Source organism: Amycolatopsis sp. NPDC024027 (genome assembly GCF_040638975.1).
Lineage (GTDB): Bacteria > Actinomycetota > Actinomycetes > Mycobacteriales > Pseudonocardiaceae > Amycolatopsis.
Window position 1 is genome coordinate 353,348 of sequence record NZ_JBEZYY010000007.1, and the last position, 14,915, is coordinate 368,262.

The 14,915-nt window shown below is 72.1% G+C and carries 11 protein-coding genes; 3 read left to right on the top strand and 8 right to left on the bottom strand.

Annotated elements, in window-relative coordinates; genetic code table 11:
• Positions 1 to 12: 12 nt before the first annotated feature.
• Together dapD and AB0F52_RS20475 are read right to left on the bottom strand one after the other, a co-directional pair.
• Positions 13 to 996 carry a 2,3,4,5-tetrahydropyridine-2,6-dicarboxylate N-succinyltransferase gene (dapD, locus tag AB0F52_RS20470; protein ID WP_360172970.1) on the bottom strand — a complete coding sequence of 328 codons (984 nt, stop codon included), beginning with the start codon at positions 994 to 996 and terminating at the stop codon, positions 13 to 15.
• Positions 997 to 1,024: 28 nt separating this feature from the next.
• Positions 1,025 to 1,435, bottom strand: a complete 411-nt coding sequence (locus AB0F52_RS20475; protein ID WP_360173226.1) for a hypothetical protein — start codon at positions 1,433 to 1,435, stop codon at positions 1,025 to 1,027.
• Positions 1,436 to 1,479: 44 nt separating this feature from the next.
• Here AB0F52_RS20475 and dapE point away from each other — a divergent pair, with 44 nt between their 5' ends.
• Entirely contained in the window at positions 1,480 to 2,550 is a 1,071-nt protein-coding gene (gene dapE / locus AB0F52_RS20480; RefSeq protein ID WP_360172973.1) for a succinyl-diaminopimelate desuccinylase, read from the top strand.
• Between the two features lie 158 nt (positions 2,551 to 2,708).
• Entirely contained in the window at positions 2,709 to 3,521 is an 813-nt protein-coding gene (locus AB0F52_RS20485; RefSeq protein WP_360172976.1) for a DUF3152 domain-containing protein, read from the top strand.
• Here AB0F52_RS20485 and AB0F52_RS20490 read toward each other — a convergent pair.
• The 6 genes from AB0F52_RS20490 to AB0F52_RS20515 all read right to left on the bottom strand — a co-directional run bounded on the left by AB0F52_RS20490 (position 3,518) and on the right by AB0F52_RS20515 (position 13,870).
• The gene (locus AB0F52_RS20490) at positions 3,518 to 4,570 is read right to left on the bottom strand and encodes a chitinase (protein ID WP_360172979.1); all 1,053 of its coding nucleotides are present in this window, start codon (positions 4,568 to 4,570) and stop codon (positions 3,518 to 3,520) included. The genes AB0F52_RS20485 and AB0F52_RS20490 overlap by 4 nt on opposite strands.
• A gap of 138 nt (positions 4,571 to 4,708) precedes the next feature.
• On the bottom strand, positions 4,709 to 6,316 hold the full coding sequence (locus tag AB0F52_RS20495; protein ID WP_360172982.1) for a M28 family peptidase: 1,608 nt from the start codon (positions 6,314 to 6,316) through the stop codon (positions 4,709 to 4,711).
• 85 nt (positions 6,317 to 6,401) lie between these two features.
• Positions 6,402 to 8,666, bottom strand: coding sequence for a M4 family metallopeptidase (locus AB0F52_RS20500; RefSeq protein ID WP_360172985.1), 2,265 nt, complete (start codon positions 8,664 to 8,666; stop codon positions 6,402 to 6,404).
• Positions 8,667 to 8,973: 307 nt separating this feature from the next.
• Complete coding sequence (locus AB0F52_RS20505; protein ID WP_360172988.1) at positions 8,974 to 10,239, bottom strand: helix-turn-helix transcriptional regulator; 1,266 nt, start codon at positions 10,237 to 10,239, stop codon at positions 8,974 to 8,976.
• Positions 10,240 to 10,311: 72 nt separating this feature from the next.
• Positions 10,312 to 12,333: a M4 family metallopeptidase gene (locus AB0F52_RS20510; RefSeq protein ID WP_360172991.1), complete on the bottom strand. Its 2,022-nt coding sequence runs from the start codon at positions 12,331 to 12,333 to the stop codon at positions 10,312 to 10,314.
• A gap of 250 nt (positions 12,334 to 12,583) precedes the next feature.
• Entirely contained in the window at positions 12,584 to 13,870 is a 1,287-nt protein-coding gene (locus AB0F52_RS20515) for a helix-turn-helix domain-containing protein (protein WP_360172994.1), read from the bottom strand.
• A 25-nt stretch (positions 13,871 to 13,895) separates the two neighbouring features.
• Here AB0F52_RS20515 and AB0F52_RS20520 point away from each other — a divergent pair, with 25 nt between their 5' ends.
• Positions 13,896 to 14,726 carry a hypothetical protein gene (locus AB0F52_RS20520; protein WP_360172997.1) on the top strand — a complete coding sequence of 277 codons (831 nt, stop codon included), beginning with the start codon at positions 13,896 to 13,898 and terminating at the stop codon, positions 14,724 to 14,726.
• The last annotated feature ends 189 nt before the right edge of the window (positions 14,727 to 14,915 follow it).

A 14,915-nucleotide genomic window follows, 5' to 3' on the forward strand; every position in this document is an offset into this window, starting at 1 on the left:
GACCGATCGCCCTCAGTCGTTGGCGTGCAGCGCCGCGTTCAGTTCGACGCCGGAGCCGGTCCGCGGCACGACCTCGACCGCGCCGTTCGCGGAGTTGCGGCGGAACACCGCGCCCGAAATGCCGTTGAGCTCGCGGGCCTTGACGACCTTGCCCTCGACGAGGACCTTCGTGCCCGCCGTGACGTACAGGCCCGCCTCGACGACCGAGTCGTCACCCAGCGAGATGCCCACGCCGCCGTTCGCGCCGATCAGGCAGCGCTCGCCCAGGGAGATCGTTTCCTTGCCGCCGCCGGACAGCGTGCCCATGATCGACGCGCCGCCGCCGACATCCGAGCCGTCGCCCACGACCACGCCGGCCGAAATCCGGCCCTCGACCATCGACGCGCCGAGCGTGCCGGCGTTGAAGTTGACGAAGCCCTCGTGCATCACGGTCGTGCCGGAGGCCAGGTGCGCGCCCAGCCGGACGCGGTCGGCGTCGCCGATCCGGACCCCCGAGGGCAGGACGTAGTCGACCATGCGCGGGAACTTGTCGACGCTGTAGACGGTCACCGGGCCGCGCGCCCGCAGCCGCAGCCGGGTCGTCTCGAAGCCTTCGACCGGGCACGGGCCGTGGTTGGTCCACACGACGTTGGCCAGCAGGCCGAACATGCCGTCGAGGTTCTGGCCGTGCGGGCGGACCAGCCGGTGCGAGAGCAGGTGCAGCCGCAGGTACATGTCGTGGGTGTCCGCGGGCGCGTCGGCGAGCCTGCCGATCGTGGTGCGCACGGCGACGACCTCGACCCCGCGGTCGGTGTCCGGGCCGAGCAGCGCCGCGGCGGCCTCGCCGAGCAGCTCCTTCGCCTCGTCCGCGCCGAGTCGCTCGGTGCCGGCGGTGCCACCGTCGGTCAGCTTCGGGTGCGGGTACCAGGTGTCGAGGACCGTCCCGTCGGTGGTGACGGTGGCCAGCCCGACGCCGCTGGCGCCGGTCGTTTCGGGGTTCGGGCTCTGCTCGCTCACGACCTTCACCGTAGTGGAGTGACGCGGATCAACCACTCGTGGGCCGGGCGTCTACCTGCTTCTTCAGGCCCGCGAGGGCGCCGGCGATGTCGACGAGCGCCTGCGAGCAGGGACCGCCCGCGGCCGGGACCGTGGTGCAGCCCGCGCCCCGGAACGACCCGACGGCCTGCTCCAGCTTGCCGGCCTCGGCGACCAGCTGCGGGTCGCGGTCGTCCGCGCGCTTGCGGGCCGCGCCCGGCACGTTGGCGACCTCCGTGACGTACTTCTCACAGCCCTTCGGCAGCTGGGTGCGCGGGCTGGCGTAGCACTGGTCGACGGTCAGCGCGTCCAGCTTGGTCGGGAGCGCGTCCGGCCCGGGCTCCCCGGCCCGGGGCCGGGGCGCCGGGCCGGCCTCGTTCCCGCAGCCCGACAGGACCAGGACCAGCAACGCGCCGCCCACGGCGACCGGGAACTTAGGCACACCCCCACGGTAGCGTGCGGGGCATGAGCCTCGACCTGCACGCCGACCCGGTGGACCTGACCGCAGCGCTGGTGGACATCTTCAGCGTGTCCGGCGCCGAGGCCGAGATCGCGACCGCGGTGCAGGACGCGTTGCGGGCGCAGGCCCCGCACCTCGAGGTCGTCCGCAACGGCGACACCGTCCTCGCGCGGACCAGCCTCGGCCGCGCGTCGCGGGTCGTGCTCGCCGGGCACCTGGACACCGTGCCCGAAAACGGCAACCTGCCTTCGCGGCGTGAAGGCACCGGGGACGAAGAGATCCTGCACGGCCTCGGCACGGTCGACATGAAGGGTGGCGACGCGGTCTTCCTGCACCTGGCGGCCACGCTGCCCGCGCCCAAGCACGACGTCACCTTCGTGTTCTACGACAACGAAGAGGTCGAAGCGGTCAAGAACGGCCTCGGCCGGATCGAGCGCGAGCTGCCGGAGTGGCTGGCCGGCGACCTGGCGATCGTCGGTGAGCCGTCGAACGGCGTGATCGAGGCCGGCTGCCAGGGCACCATGCGCGTCGAGCTGCGGCTGGCGGGGAAGCGGGCGCACACCGCCCGGGCGTGGATGGGCGAGAACGCGATCCACGCGCTCGCCGAGCCGCTGCGCCGGCTGGCGGAGTACACCCCGCGGATCGTCGACATCGACGGCCTGACCTACCGCGAAGGCCTCCAGGCGACGGCGATCAGCGGCGGCGTGGCGGGCAACGTGGTCCCGGACGCGGCGGTGCTGACGGTGAACCACCGCTTCGCCCCGGACCGCGACCCGGCGGCGGCAGAGCGTCACCTGCGCGAGGTTTTCGACGGTTTCGAACTGTCCGTTGTGGACCTTTCCCCGGGCGCGCTGCCGGGCCTGTCGGCCCCGGCGGCGGCGGAACTGGTGACGGCGGCGGGCGGCCGCGCGGCGGCCAAGCTGGGCTGGACCGACGTGGCGCGCTTCGCGGCACGCGGCATGCCGGCGGTGAACTTCGGCCCGGGCAACCCGACGTTGGCGCACACGAAGCAGGAGAACGTCCGGACGGCGGAGATCCGCCAGGTGACCGAGGTGCTCCGCAAGTTCCTGGCCTGAGTTCCCGGCGCGCGATACACCGAACGTCGCAGCCGGTGCTGTGGTCGTGGTCACAGTCGCGGCGCCGACCTGCGGTGACGCTCCGCCACCGCAGGTCACCGCAACTTTTCCCGCTCGCGGCCCGTATGTCTTTCTGAAGCCGCACCCCGGGAGGACCCATGCCGAAAACCGCGAGACGAGCCGCGGCGGTGGCCGTGCTCGCCCTGGCGGTGGGTGCGGGGGTGGCCGCCTGCGGGGAAGGGCAGCCCGTGGCCGCGCCGGCGGCCGGGCCGATCCGCACCGCCATCGGGGACGCCACCTCGATCCCGCCGCCGCCGGCCGAGCGGGAGCCCGTGACGCAGAGCGCGCCCGTCGCCGAGGCCGCCATCACCTTCCCGCGGACCGGGTCCGGGCAGTGGATGTTCACCCCCGGCAACGACGAGGTCGCCGGGACGTCCGGCCGGCTGATGCGCTACCGGATCGCCGTCGAGACCGACATCGACGGCGTCGGGCCCGCCGAGTTCGCCAAGGACATCCGCACCATCCTCGGCGACCCGCGCGGCTGGACCGCCGGCGGCCAGTGGCGGCTGCAGCAGGTCGGGCCGGCCGACATGGCCGACTTCACCATCTACCTCGCCACCCCGGCCAGCCGCGACAGGCTGTGCGGCGGCACGCCGGACAGCTACACCTCCTGCCGCAACGGCAGCAACGTCGTGCTCAACGTCGCCCGCTGGGCCAACGCCGTCCCGAACTACGGCGCCCCGCTCGAGGCCTACCGGCAGTACATGGTCACCCACGAGACCGGGCACCGGCTCGGCCAGGGCCACGAGCTGTGCCCGGGCCCGGGCCGGCCGGCGCCGGTGATGGAGCAGCAGACGCTCGGGCTGCACGGCTGCGTCCCGAACCCGTGGCCGTTCCCGGACGGCGGCGGCCGCGAATACGCCGGCCCGCCGGGCGAGTACGACGACCCGATCCCGGCCGGCGACTCCTAGCGGCCCTGCAGGGACTTGACGTTGTCGCCGAACGTCCAGCCCTTCGAGCCGTCCCAGTTGATCGACCAGTCCATCAGGCCCTTGAGGCCCGGAACCGACCGCCACGCCTGGGAAACCAGGCTCGGCGACAGGTACCCGCCGCCCGCGCCCGGCTGGGCGGGCAGGCCCGGCACCTGCTTGTCGTAGGGCACGCGGATCGTCGTGCCCTGCACGACCAGGCCCTGGTTCAGGCACTGCGTCTGCACGGTGAAGCCCTGCACGGTCCCGGCCTGGTAGGAATCGCCGGAGCAGCCGTACATGGATCCGTTGTAGTACTGCATGTTCAGCCACCACAGGCGGCCGTTGTCCGCGTACTTCTTGATGATCGGCAGGTACGCGCCCCAGATCGAGCCGTAGGCGACGCTGCCGCCGGTCACGTACGCGGTCTCGGGCGCCATCGTGAGCCCGAAGTTCGACGGCATCCGCGCGAGCACGCCGTCGATGATGCGGATCAGGTTCGACTGCGACGCCGAGAGCGTCTTGATGTTCCCGCTGTTCGTCAGGCCGGTCTCGATGTCGATGTCGATCCCGTCGAAGTTGTACTGCTTCAGGATCGGCACGACCGTGGCGACGAACCGGTCGGCCACCGCCGACGACGAGAGGTCGATCCCGGCGGCCGCGCCGCCGATGGACAGCAGGATCGTCGCGCCCGCGGCCTTCGCCGCGCACATCTCGGCGGGCGTCGACACCTTCACGCCGGCGTCCATCCCGTTCTCCCACAACACCGTGCCGTCGGAGCGGATCACCGGGAAGGCGGCGTTGACGACGTTGTAGCCGTGCTGCGCCATGCGGCTGTCGGTGATCGGGACCCAGCCCAGCCCGGGGTGGACGCCGTTCGCGGCGCCGTCCCAGTTTTCCCAGTACCCCTGGAGGACCTTGCCCGTGGGCCGCGATTTCACCGCGCACGTGTCGGCCTGCACCGCCCCCTGCGCGGGGGCCGGCACGAGCAGCGGGACGGCCAGCACCGCGGCCAGAAGGGTTCCGAACAAGCGGGTTCTGCGACCGGACATACCGGCTCCCATCGTCGTTGAGGGGCGTACGCGGCGTGTCCGTCCACGATAGGGACCGCGGGAAAGGGCTGACTACCTGCGAACGGGTGGTCTAGACAACTCGGGGGCGCCCCGTGCGGGACGCCCCCGAGTGAACGGTCAGACGGTCAGCGTCCAGGAGGACAGGTAACCGGTGTCGGCCGGGCCGACGTCCTTGATGCGGAGCTGCCACGCACCGTTCGCGGCCTCCGAAGAGGCGTTGACGGTGTAGGTGGCGTCGAGGTTCGGCGTCGAGTCGCTGCTGGAGTTCTTCAGCCGGTACGCCGTGCCGTCCGGAGCGACCAGGTCGAGGACCAGGTCACCGCGGTAGGTGTGGGTGATGTGCACCTCGACCTTGGTGGCGTTCGACGCGTTGCGCGCGCAGCCGCCGACGGTCGCCGGGCTGTTCACCGCGGCACCCGGGTAGTCCGGGATGTCCAGCCGCGTCGAGTTGGTCACCGGCGCGCAGGACGAGCTGCCGACGCCGAGCGAGAACGTCGCCGTGTGGTCGGCGTTCGCGCCGTCCGCGGTGACCGTGATCGGGAAGGTGCCGGTCGGCGTCGACGCGGACGTCGTGATGGTCAGCGTCGAACTGCCGCCCGAGGAGATGGTGGCCGGGCTGAACGACGCCGTCGCGCCCGCGGGCAGGCCGGAGGCGGACAGCGAAATCGACTGCGCCGAGCCGGAAGTCGTCGCGGTGCCGACGGCGACCTGCAACGACTGTCCGGGTTGGACAGTGCCGGACGCCGGGTTCAGCGAGACGGAGAAGTCGTTGCCCTGGGTGGTGGCGACGGCCAGCTTCCACAGCGCGTACCCGATCGCGTCGCTGTTCTTCTCCAGCGGCGGGTCCGGGATGTTCGCCGTCGTGTCACAGGCGCGGTGGTAGCAGTTGTCGAACGGCGAACCGGCGGTGCCGCCCCACTTCTGCGCCTGCGCCGAGCTCTTGATGTCGCCGGCGCCGGTGGCCAGGCCGCCGACCGGGATGCCCGCGCTCTTGAAGGACGCGTGGTCGGACCGGCCGTCGCCTTCGCTGTCGCCCTCGGTCTGGATGCCGATGGAGGCGAAGTACTCGTCGAAGATCGCCTTGACCGAAGCGACGTCGTCGTAGACGAAGTAGCCCCAGTTCTTCGACCCGATCATGTCGAAGTTGAGGTAGGTCTTGATCTTCGTGCGCTCACTGCTGGGCAGGTTGTTGACGTAGTACTTCGAACCGATCAGGCCGGACTCTTCGTCGGCCCACCAGCCGAACCGGACGCGCTTGGCCATCGCCGGGTTGGTCCGGGCGAGCGTCAGCGCGACCTCGAGGATCGACGCGCTGCCCGAGCCGTTGTCGTTGATGCCGGGGCCGGCGCTGACGGAGTCGAGGTGCGCACCGAGCATGATGACCTGGCTCGCGTCGCCCTGCGGCCACTCCGCGATGAGGTTCTGCGACTGCCCGAGGCAGCTGGTGCAGGTCTGGCGGGTCGTGGTGTACCCGGCGTTCTTGAGCAGGTTTTCCACGTAGGACACCGACGCCGCGTACCCGCCGCCGCGCGCCGAGCGGGTGCCGCCGTTGTTGTTGGCGATGGTCTGCAGCTGGTTGAGGTGGCCCTTGATGTTGGCCAGCGAGATGTCCGGTGCGGCGAGGGTCGTGGCGGCGGTGGCTGTGGCGCCACCGGGCGCACTGACCACACCCAAGACGGCGGCGAGGGCGGTGACCCCGGCGCCGAGTCGTGTCTTCCACTTCATGGCGGTGAATTCCTTCGGTGGGGGTTGGGGACAACGACCGTGAAGGCCGCACCTGGCTGGTGCGGCCTTCACGGGGTCGGGGGTGCTACACGGTCAACGTCCAGGAGGACAGGTAACCGGTGTCGGCCGGGCCGACGTCCTTGATCTGCAGCTTCCACGCGCCGTTCGCGGCTTCCGAAGAAGCGTTGACGGTGTAGGTGGTGTTGATGTTCGGCGTCGAGCTGCTGCTGGAGTTCTTCATGCGGTAGCTGGTGCCGTCCGGAGCGACCAGGTCGAGGACCAGGTCACCGCTGTAGGTGTGGGTGATGTGCACCTCGACCTTGGTGGTGCCGGACGCGTTGCGCGCGCAGCCGGCCACGGTGCTGGTGCTGCTGACCGCGGCACCCGGGTAGTCCGGGATGTCCAGCCGGGTCGAGTTGGTCACCGGGGCGCACGACGACGTGGTCCCGACCGTCAGGGCGTACGTCGCGGTGTGGTCGGTGCTGGCCCCGTCGGCGGTGATGGTGATCGGGAAGCTGCCGGTCGGGGTCGACGACGTCGTCGCGATGGTCAGCGTCGAGCTGCCACCGGAGGAGATGGTGGCGGGGCTGAACGTCGCGGTCGCGCCGGCGGGCAGGCCCGAGGCGGACAGCGTGATCGACTGGGCCGCGCCCGAGGTGATCGCGGTGCTGATCGTGGTGGTCGCCGAGGCGCCCGGCTGCACGGAACCCGAAGCCGGGTTCAGCGCGACGGAGAAGTCCGGGCCACCGCCGCTGCACGACGTCGGCTCACCGCTGGCGGTGGTGACGGAGACGGCGTCCCACGCGGCCTTGGTGGCGTTGTACTCGGTGCAGCTGCCCGGGAAGAGCGCGATCGCGGCTTCGAGGGTCGCCTTGCGGGCGGCCTTGTGGTTCCACGACGAGGTCTTCTTCAGCAGGCCGTTGTAGAAGATCTTGCCGGCCTTCTGGATGCCGATGCCGGTGACCGACGAGCTGTTGCAGGTCGGGCTGGCGGGCTTGCCGCCGCCCGGGTTCGAGCCCTCGGCCAGCAGGTAGAACCAGTGGTTCTGCGGGCCCGCCGCCGCGTGCACCTCGGTGCTCGGGATCGACGACGAGTAGCAGTTCGGGTCCCCGACCTTGGACGGCTGGTACATGTAGCGGATCGGGCCCTGGCCGACCAGGTTGACGCCCTCGCCGACCTCGTAGTCCGGGGTGTCCTTGGCGTTGTTCGCGTACGCCTCGGTCAGCGCGCCGAAGATGTCACCGGTCGACTCGTTCATGCCGCCGTTCTCGTTGCCGGAACCGGCACCGCCCGGCGTGAACTGGAAGACGCCGTGGCCGAACTCGTGGCCGACGACGTCCATCGAAGTGGCCTGGCGCTGGTTGTCCTGCGAGTGCCCGAAGTGCGTCGACGAGCCGTTCCAGTAGGCGTTGACGTCGGACAGGCCGACGCTGGCGGGGTAGCCGGTGCCGCTGCCGTTGATGCCGTTGCGGCCGAGCCAGTCGGCGAGCATCTTCCACTCGGTCTGGACGCTGTAGAGGACGTCGACGCAGCCGGTCTCGAGGTCCGTGCCGGAGCCGTTGCCCCAGTTGTTGTCCGGTCCACTGTAGACGGAGCCGCCCTCGCGGCCGCAGCTGATGCCGGTGCGGCCCGGGTCACGCATCGTGTAGGTGCTGCCGGACTGCGTCGTGTCGATGGCGACGTTCCCGACGTAGTAGCTGTTGCCCGTGCCGGCGACGTTCACCGTGGCGGGCTGCGCCTGGCCCTTCGCCCCGGAGGCGAACGTCCGCACGTCGTCCCGCTTGTCGAGCACCGCACCGGTCGCCGCGTCGACGAACACGTGCAGGTTGCTCGGTGCCGTGGCGGTGCGCCCGGCGACGACGACTTCGTAGGCCAGCTTCGGGCTCGTCCCGGCCAGCACCACCTTCTCCGGCGTGCTCACACTGTCCACAGTGGGCAGTTGGGCGCGGGCGGTGGCGGCGGCCTTCGCCGCGTCGACCAGGGCTTGGGTCCCGACGGTGATGGCCGCGGTCTCGGCCGCACTGGTGCCGCGGACGCGCCCGGCGCCGTCCGCGACGACCACCGCGTCCCCGCCCACGACCCGGAGGCCCTGGTAAGTGCGCTGGTAGGCGCCGTAGAAGAGGCCACCGCCCCCGGCGGTGAGGCCGATCCGCTGGAACGATTCGGCCGGGCCGCGGCGCAGGGCGTCGAGACCGCTGGCGGCCGCCTGGTCGGCGGCGCGGGCGGCGGCCGCTTCGGGAGCGGCGGGCTGGGCTTGGGAAGCTGCGTTCGCCGGGGTCACCGGTAACGCGAGCGTCATGGCGAGCCCGGCGGCAGCCGCCAAGCCCGTGCTGAACCCACGATGGGTCATCGAGGTCTTCCTTCCATGAAGGCAGAATCGAGGTCCGGTAAGGGAAAGGGAGAGGTGTCCGGCGTGCTAACAGGAGGTATGCGTCCGGACGCATCCGAGTAAAGGATCAGCGGATCGGGGCGTCAATGCGCCGAACGGACCAACGGCACGTTCCGGATTATCGAATCAATTCGTACAAACCCCGCCGCAGCAGGGGATTCGCCCCGCGTTCCGCGTCGGAACGACTTTCGTAGGGATTGTCGGCGACACCATCCGAACGCCGGATGATCTCGATCAACGGGATTCGTTAGTACCGCTCAGAATCGCTTCAGCCGTCTTCCGCGCCCAGTGCGATGAGCCCGTTCCGCAGCACGTCCGCCGCCTCCGCCTGCTTCCCGGTCTCGCCGAGCAGTTCGCTCAACGGCCGCAGCGCGCGGACCAGCACCCCGCGCGCACCCAGGCCGGTGGCCAGCTCGACGGCGGCCCGCAGGTCCTCGGCCGCACGCCGCGCGTCGCCGCGGGCCCTGGCCAGCGAACCCAGCTGCAGCCGCAGCTCCGCGGCCAGCGCCGTACCCGCCACGATCGCCGGGCGGACCTGGTCGAGCAGCGTCGCCGCCGTCTCCAGCCGGCCCGCCGCGAGGTATTCCGCGGCCAGCTCGACGGTGATGGCCGGGACGTCGTCCGGCCACGCCGTCTCCCGCGCCGCCCCGAGGTCGGCCAGCGCGCCCTCGACGTCACCCGACCGGCCGCGGACCCGGGCCCTGGCCAGCAGGCAGTACGCCATCGCCGGGTGCAGCGCCCGTTCCTGCATCAGGTCGTAGGCCGCGGCGACCGACGCGGCCGCGTCGGCGAACCGGTCCGCCGCCAGGTGGCTGCGGCACACCTCGACGTGACTGCGGGTCAGCTCCGCGAGCACCGCCGGGCCGCCCCGGGCGAGCCGCAACGCCGAGCCGGCGTACTCGGCCGCCCGCTCCAGGTCGCCCTGGCGCAGGTGCCGCTCGGCCAGGCAGGCCCGCAGCGTCAGCAGCATCGACGGCTGCGGGTAGCCGTCGCGCAGCAGCTCGGCGTGGCAGGTTTCCAGCAGGTGCACCGAATACTGCACCTCACCCCATCCGGTGAGCACCGCCGCGCGCAGCGGCACGACCATCGCCCGCACGGGTGGCGGCTCGCCCGACAGGGCCGTCTCGGCATCCGCGACGTACTTGGTGCGGACGTCGCCGGTCGAGTACCCGGCCAGCCAGAGCAACGCGATCCCCACCTGCCGCGGCCGGTCGAGGCGCTCGGCACGGCGCCGGATCCGCTGCATCCGCGGGGTCGCGCGGCGGGCGTCGCCGGCCAGGAACCGGTCCGCCGTCTCGATCAGCTCGAGGTCGAGCTCGATCAGCTCCCGCGGCGACCGGCCGCCGAGCAGTTCGCCCGCGTCGATGCCGAGTTGCTGGGCGAAGAACCGCAGCGCGTCTCCCGACGGAGTCCGCGCGCCGGTCTCGACCGACGACACGTACGCCGCGGAGTACTGCGGCCCGGCGAGTTCGCGCTGCGTGAGCCCGCGTTCGGTGCGCAGCTCACGCAGGCGTTCGCCGACGCTCTCGCTCACACAGGTGCCTTTCCGCCGTGGAGGTCCAGGGTAAGCCGCGCGGTGGTGGCGTCCACCACCGCGCGGCGTGGATCAGCAGGCGCCGCTGTCGCTCCAGACGGCCCAGGAGCCGGGCGCGCCGGGCTCGGCCCCGGTCGAGTACCACAGCGACGTCCACTTGTGACCGTTGTGGCCCACGACGTCGTTCGGCACGTACGCCTTGGCGGAGTCCCACTCGGCGAGGCCGTCGCAGCCCGTCGGCGGCGGGGTGCCGGTGCCGACGGTGAGCGAGAACTGCGCGGTGTGGTCGGCGTCGGTGCCGTCGCCGGTGACCGTCACCTGGCTGGTGCCCTCCGGCGTGGTCGCCGAGGTGGTGATGGTCAGCGTCGACGTGCCGCCGGACTGGACGCTCGCCGGGCTGAAGGTCGCCTTCGCTCCCTCGGGCAGGCCGGTGGCCAGCAGCTGCACGGTCTGCGCGGAGCCCGAGGTGACCCGGGTGGTCACCGTGGTGGTCGCCGTCTGTCCGGGTTGGACGGACGCCGACGTCGGCGACAGCGTCAGCGAGTAGTCGTTGCCCGCGGGCGGCTGGCCGCTGCAGGTCGGCTCACCGCTGACGGCCGGGACGCTCACCGCGTCCCAGGCGGCCTTGGTGGCGGCGAACTCGGTGCAGCTGCCCGGGAACAGCGCGACCGCGGCTTCCAGGGTGGCCTTGCGGGCCGCGCGGTGGTTCCACGACGACGTCTTCTTCAGCAGGCCGTTGTAGAAGATCTTGCCGGCCTTCTGGATGCCGATGCCGGTCACCGTCGAGCTGTTGCACGTCGGGCTGGCGCCGCTGCCCTGGGAAAGGAGGTAGAACCAGTGGTTCTGCGGGCCCGCGGCGGCGTGCACCTCGGTGCTCGGGATCGAGGCCGAGTAGCAGTTCGGGTCGCCGACCTTCGACGGGTTGTCCATGTAGCGGATCGGGCCCTGGCCGACGAGGTTGACGCCCTCGCCGACGGAGAAGTCCGGCCGGTCCACCGGGTTGTTGGCGTAGTACTCGGTCAGCGCGCCGAAGATGTCGCCGGTGGACTCGTTGAGCCCGCCGTTCTCGTAGCCCGAGCCGGCGCCGCCGGGGGTGGTCTGGAAGATCGCGTGGCCGAACTCGTGGCCGACGACGTCCATCGGCGTCGCTTGGCGGCGGTTGTCCTGCGAGTGCCCGAAGTGCGTCGAGGAGCCGTCCCAGTACGCGTTGACGTCGTTGAGGCCGACGCTCGCGCGGAACCCGCCGCCGGCGCCGTCGATGCCGTTGCGGCCGAGCCAGTCGGCGAGCATCTTCCACTCGGTCTGGACGCTGTAGAGGACGTCGACGCAGCCGGTCTCGAGGTCCGTGCCGGAGCCGTTGCCCCAGGTGTTGCTGTTCTTCGTGAAGATCGAGCCGCCCTCGCGGCCGCAGGCGATGCCGCGGCGGCCGGGGTCGGTCATCGAGTACGAGCTGCCGGAGCCGGAGGTGTCGATCGAGACGGTGCCGGCGTAGTAGGAGTTGCCGGTACCGGCTTCGCGGACGTCGTCGCGGGTGTCGAGGATCTTTCCCGTGGTGCTGTCGACGAAGACGTGCAGGTGGGTGGGCTTGCCGTGGTCGCGGCCGCTGACGACGACCTCGTAGGCGAGCGCCGGTGCGTCCCCGGCCAGCACGACGAGCTTCGGGGTGTCCACCCTGTCCACTGTCGACACCTTGGCGGCGGCGGCCTTCGTCGCTTGCTCGGCCTTCAGGGCGGCCCGCGTGCCGACGGTGATCGGGGCGGTGTGCGCGGCTTCGGTGCCGCGCACGCGCCCGGCGCCGTCGGCGACGACCACCGCGTCGCCGCCGATGACCGGCAGGCCGTGGTAAGTGCGCTGGTAGGAGGCGAAGTAGAGCCCGCCGCCACCCGGGGTGACCCCGGTGCGGACGAAGGCCTCCCCGGCGCCCTTCGCGAGCCGGTCGGCGCCGTTGAGGGCGGCCTGGTCGGCGGCGCGGGCGGCGAGCGCCTCGGGCGGGGTGGCGGCGGGAGGTGCGGGAGCGGCGGCGGCCGGGATCGCCGGCACCGCGAACGTCAAGGCCAGGCCGGCGATCGCCGCCAGCCCACGTGGGGATCTCATGGGGAACCTTTCCGGGGACCGTGAGGAATGTGCCCTGCGGAATAACTGGTGTTATTGCGCCGGACGCGTCCGAGTAAAGGTTCCGTCCGCGGACGGGTCAATGGGCCGAACGGAGCAGTGCGGCCCGGTAGTGATCAGGTGGACTCGGGTAAAACCGCAGGTGGCAGCCTCTTCGGAGACTGGTCTGAACCAATTAACAGACTTTCGTAGGAAAGTGCTGTTGGTCCGGACCACCGAGCCCGCAGGTCCGTTACGTGTCGGTGCCGGCGGCCGAATCCAGGCCGCGGCGGTAGGCCTCGACGGCTTCGTCGAGATGACCGCGTTGCCGGAGCGTGTCGCCGAGCCGCAGGGCCGTCGACACCGCGGCGCCGTGGAGAGCCGCCCGCGTCTGGATCTCGAAAGCCTGCCGCAGCAGCCCGGTCGCCGTCTCCGGCTCGCCCCGGACCGCGGCGATCTGGCCCAGCAGGCTCGTCGCCTCGCCCAGCGACTCGACGTCCCGGGACAACAACTCGCGGACCTCGGAAACCAGCGTCGCGGCCTCCTCCGGCGCGCCCTGCCGGAGCCGGACCTCGGCGAGCTCGAGCGTCGCCCCGGCGAAGCCTTCGTCCGCGCCGATCGCCGCCAGCTGGTCGCGGGCCGCCGTCAGTTCCGCGCGGGCTTCGTCGAGGCGGCCGAGGTGGCGCAGGAGGTAGCCGCGCGCCCAGCGGCAGCGGGCCGCGTCGCGGTCGAACCCGACCGACGCGAACAGCCGGCACGCTTCGGTCAGGTCCTCGTCCGCCCGGTCCGCGCGGCCGGTCGCCTGCCACACCTGCGACGCCTGCCGGTGGAACCGCGCGACGAAGTCCGGCCGGGTCGCCGCCCGCGCCAGCCGCCGGCCGTCCTCGGCCGCGCGGCGGGCCCGGTGCAGGCCGCCCATCTCCATCAGCGGGTGGATCAACGCGGTGAGCAGGCACAGCTCGGCGTCCGGGTCCGGCGGCCGGGTCGCCAGTTCGGCCTCGACCCGGGCGATCGCCGGTCCGGCGTCGCCGCTCTGGAACCGGCAGCCCGACCACCGGTGCACGATCATCGCCCGCAGCCACGGCGGGGCCGCGCCGGCCAGTTCTTCCGCGTGCTCCAGCGCCCGCTGCGCCCCCGCGACGTCGAAGAGCTGCCACCGCACCTCGGCCTGGCAGAACCGCGCGTAGCACTCGACGTCGTCCAGGTGGTAGCCCGCCGCCTGCTTGCCCACGGCGGCGAACCGCTCCTCCGCGTCGGCGATGCGGCCCTGCTCCAGGTCGCGGTACCCCTCGTCCAGCGCCGCGCGCAGCTCGGCGGCGACGCCGGGCGGGCGGCCGAACCGCAGCTCGTCGACGGTCAGCCCGAGCCGCTGCGCCAGGTAGGCCAGCATCTCCTCCGACGGCGGCCGGCTGCCGGTCTCGACCTTCGCCAGGAAACCCCGGTCGTAGCCCGGCTCGGCCAGCTCGCGCTGGGTCCAGCCGCGGCCGGTGCGCAGCCGCCGGATCCGCGCTCCGAGCGGTTCGGCGGGGGCACTGGTCATCTCCCCACGGTAGGTCATCGGCGCGGTGGCCGGGGAAACGGACATATTGCCGCTTCCGGCCGCTCCGGGTCGGCTCGCGCTGGGCGAGGCGAAGCACGCGTACCTGCTCGGCGGCGCGCAAGGCGCGTTCACCGTCGTCGACGAACGCGGCCCCACCGTCCGCGAAGACCGCACCGGCGCGAGCCTCGGCACCTGGAACGCGCGCTACCCGGCGGTGTCCGACCTCGATCTGTCCACTTTGGAGAGACCCGGCACGTACCGGGCCGAGGCCTCGGGCACCTCGACCGCAAGCCGTCGCACCTCCGATCGGACGGCAACCCTCGATGCGGAAACGAAGTTCACCTCCAACACCGCGTATTCGCCGGCCGAACTCGGTTTCGCGCTGCGTGAGGACCCCGATCTCGTGCTGGCGAAGGAAGTCCGCCCCGGCCTCGACTGGCTCGACAAGGTGTGGGACGGCCGCACCCGGACCCTCTACGCCCAGGCCGGCATCGGCACTGCCAGCGAGGAGTTCGGCTTCCTCGGCGACCACGACGTCCGGCGCCCGCGGCGTTCGCGCTCGGCGCACAGGTGCAGGCCCACCGGGACCCGCGGCGCGACGCAGCCGGCGCCGGCCGCCGACCTCCGCCGCCAGCTCGACTCCGGCGTCGCGTCGGCGAAGGCGAGTCCATTCGGGACGGGGGTGGACGTCACCGATTTCGACGCGGCCGGCAAGAGCTTCGCCGCGACCGCGCGGCTCTACGAGCGCGTCACCGGCGACCGCCGGTACGCCGCGCTCGGCGCGCGGCAACGGCGCGGGCGACTTCGCCGACCTGCCGTTCGCGGTGGGCGCCCGGCAGTGCACCCGTCCGTATGAACCGTTCGACGGCCGGGGAAGCCGCTACGCCGACGACTTGAGTTCATGGCCCGGCAACGAGCCCGCCATCGACTTCACCGCCACGGCGCTGCCGGCATTTTCGCTGCGGTGACATGTGGGGCCGAGCCCCCACGCCCCGCCGGGGGCGCCGCCCCCGGACCCCCGGAAAGAAGGGGGGTAGGCCGTAGC

Coding starts and splice junctions, on each gene's coding strand:
- dapE (WP_360172973.1), top strand. CDS start 1,480: ATGAGCCTCGACCTGCACGCCGACCCGGTGGACCTGACCGCAGCGCTG.
- AB0F52_RS20485 (WP_360172976.1), top strand. CDS start 2,709: ATGCCGAAAACCGCGAGACGAGCCGCGGCGGTGGCCGTGCTCGCCCTG.
- AB0F52_RS20490 (WP_360172979.1), bottom strand. CDS start 4,570: ATGTCCGGTCGCAGAACCCGCTTGTTCGGAACCCTTCTGGCCGCGGTG.
- AB0F52_RS20495 (WP_360172982.1), bottom strand. CDS start 6,316: ATGAAGTGGAAGACACGACTCGGCGCCGGGGTCACCGCCCTCGCCGCC.
- AB0F52_RS20500 (WP_360172985.1), bottom strand. CDS start 8,666: ATGACCCATCGTGGGTTCAGCACGGGCTTGGCGGCTGCCGCCGGGCTC.
- AB0F52_RS20510 (WP_360172991.1), bottom strand. CDS start 12,333: ATGAGATCCCCACGTGGGCTGGCGGCGATCGCCGGCCTGGCCTTGACG.
- AB0F52_RS20515 (WP_360172994.1), bottom strand. CDS start 13,870: ATGACCAGTGCCCCCGCCGAACCGCTCGGAGCGCGGATCCGGCGGCTG.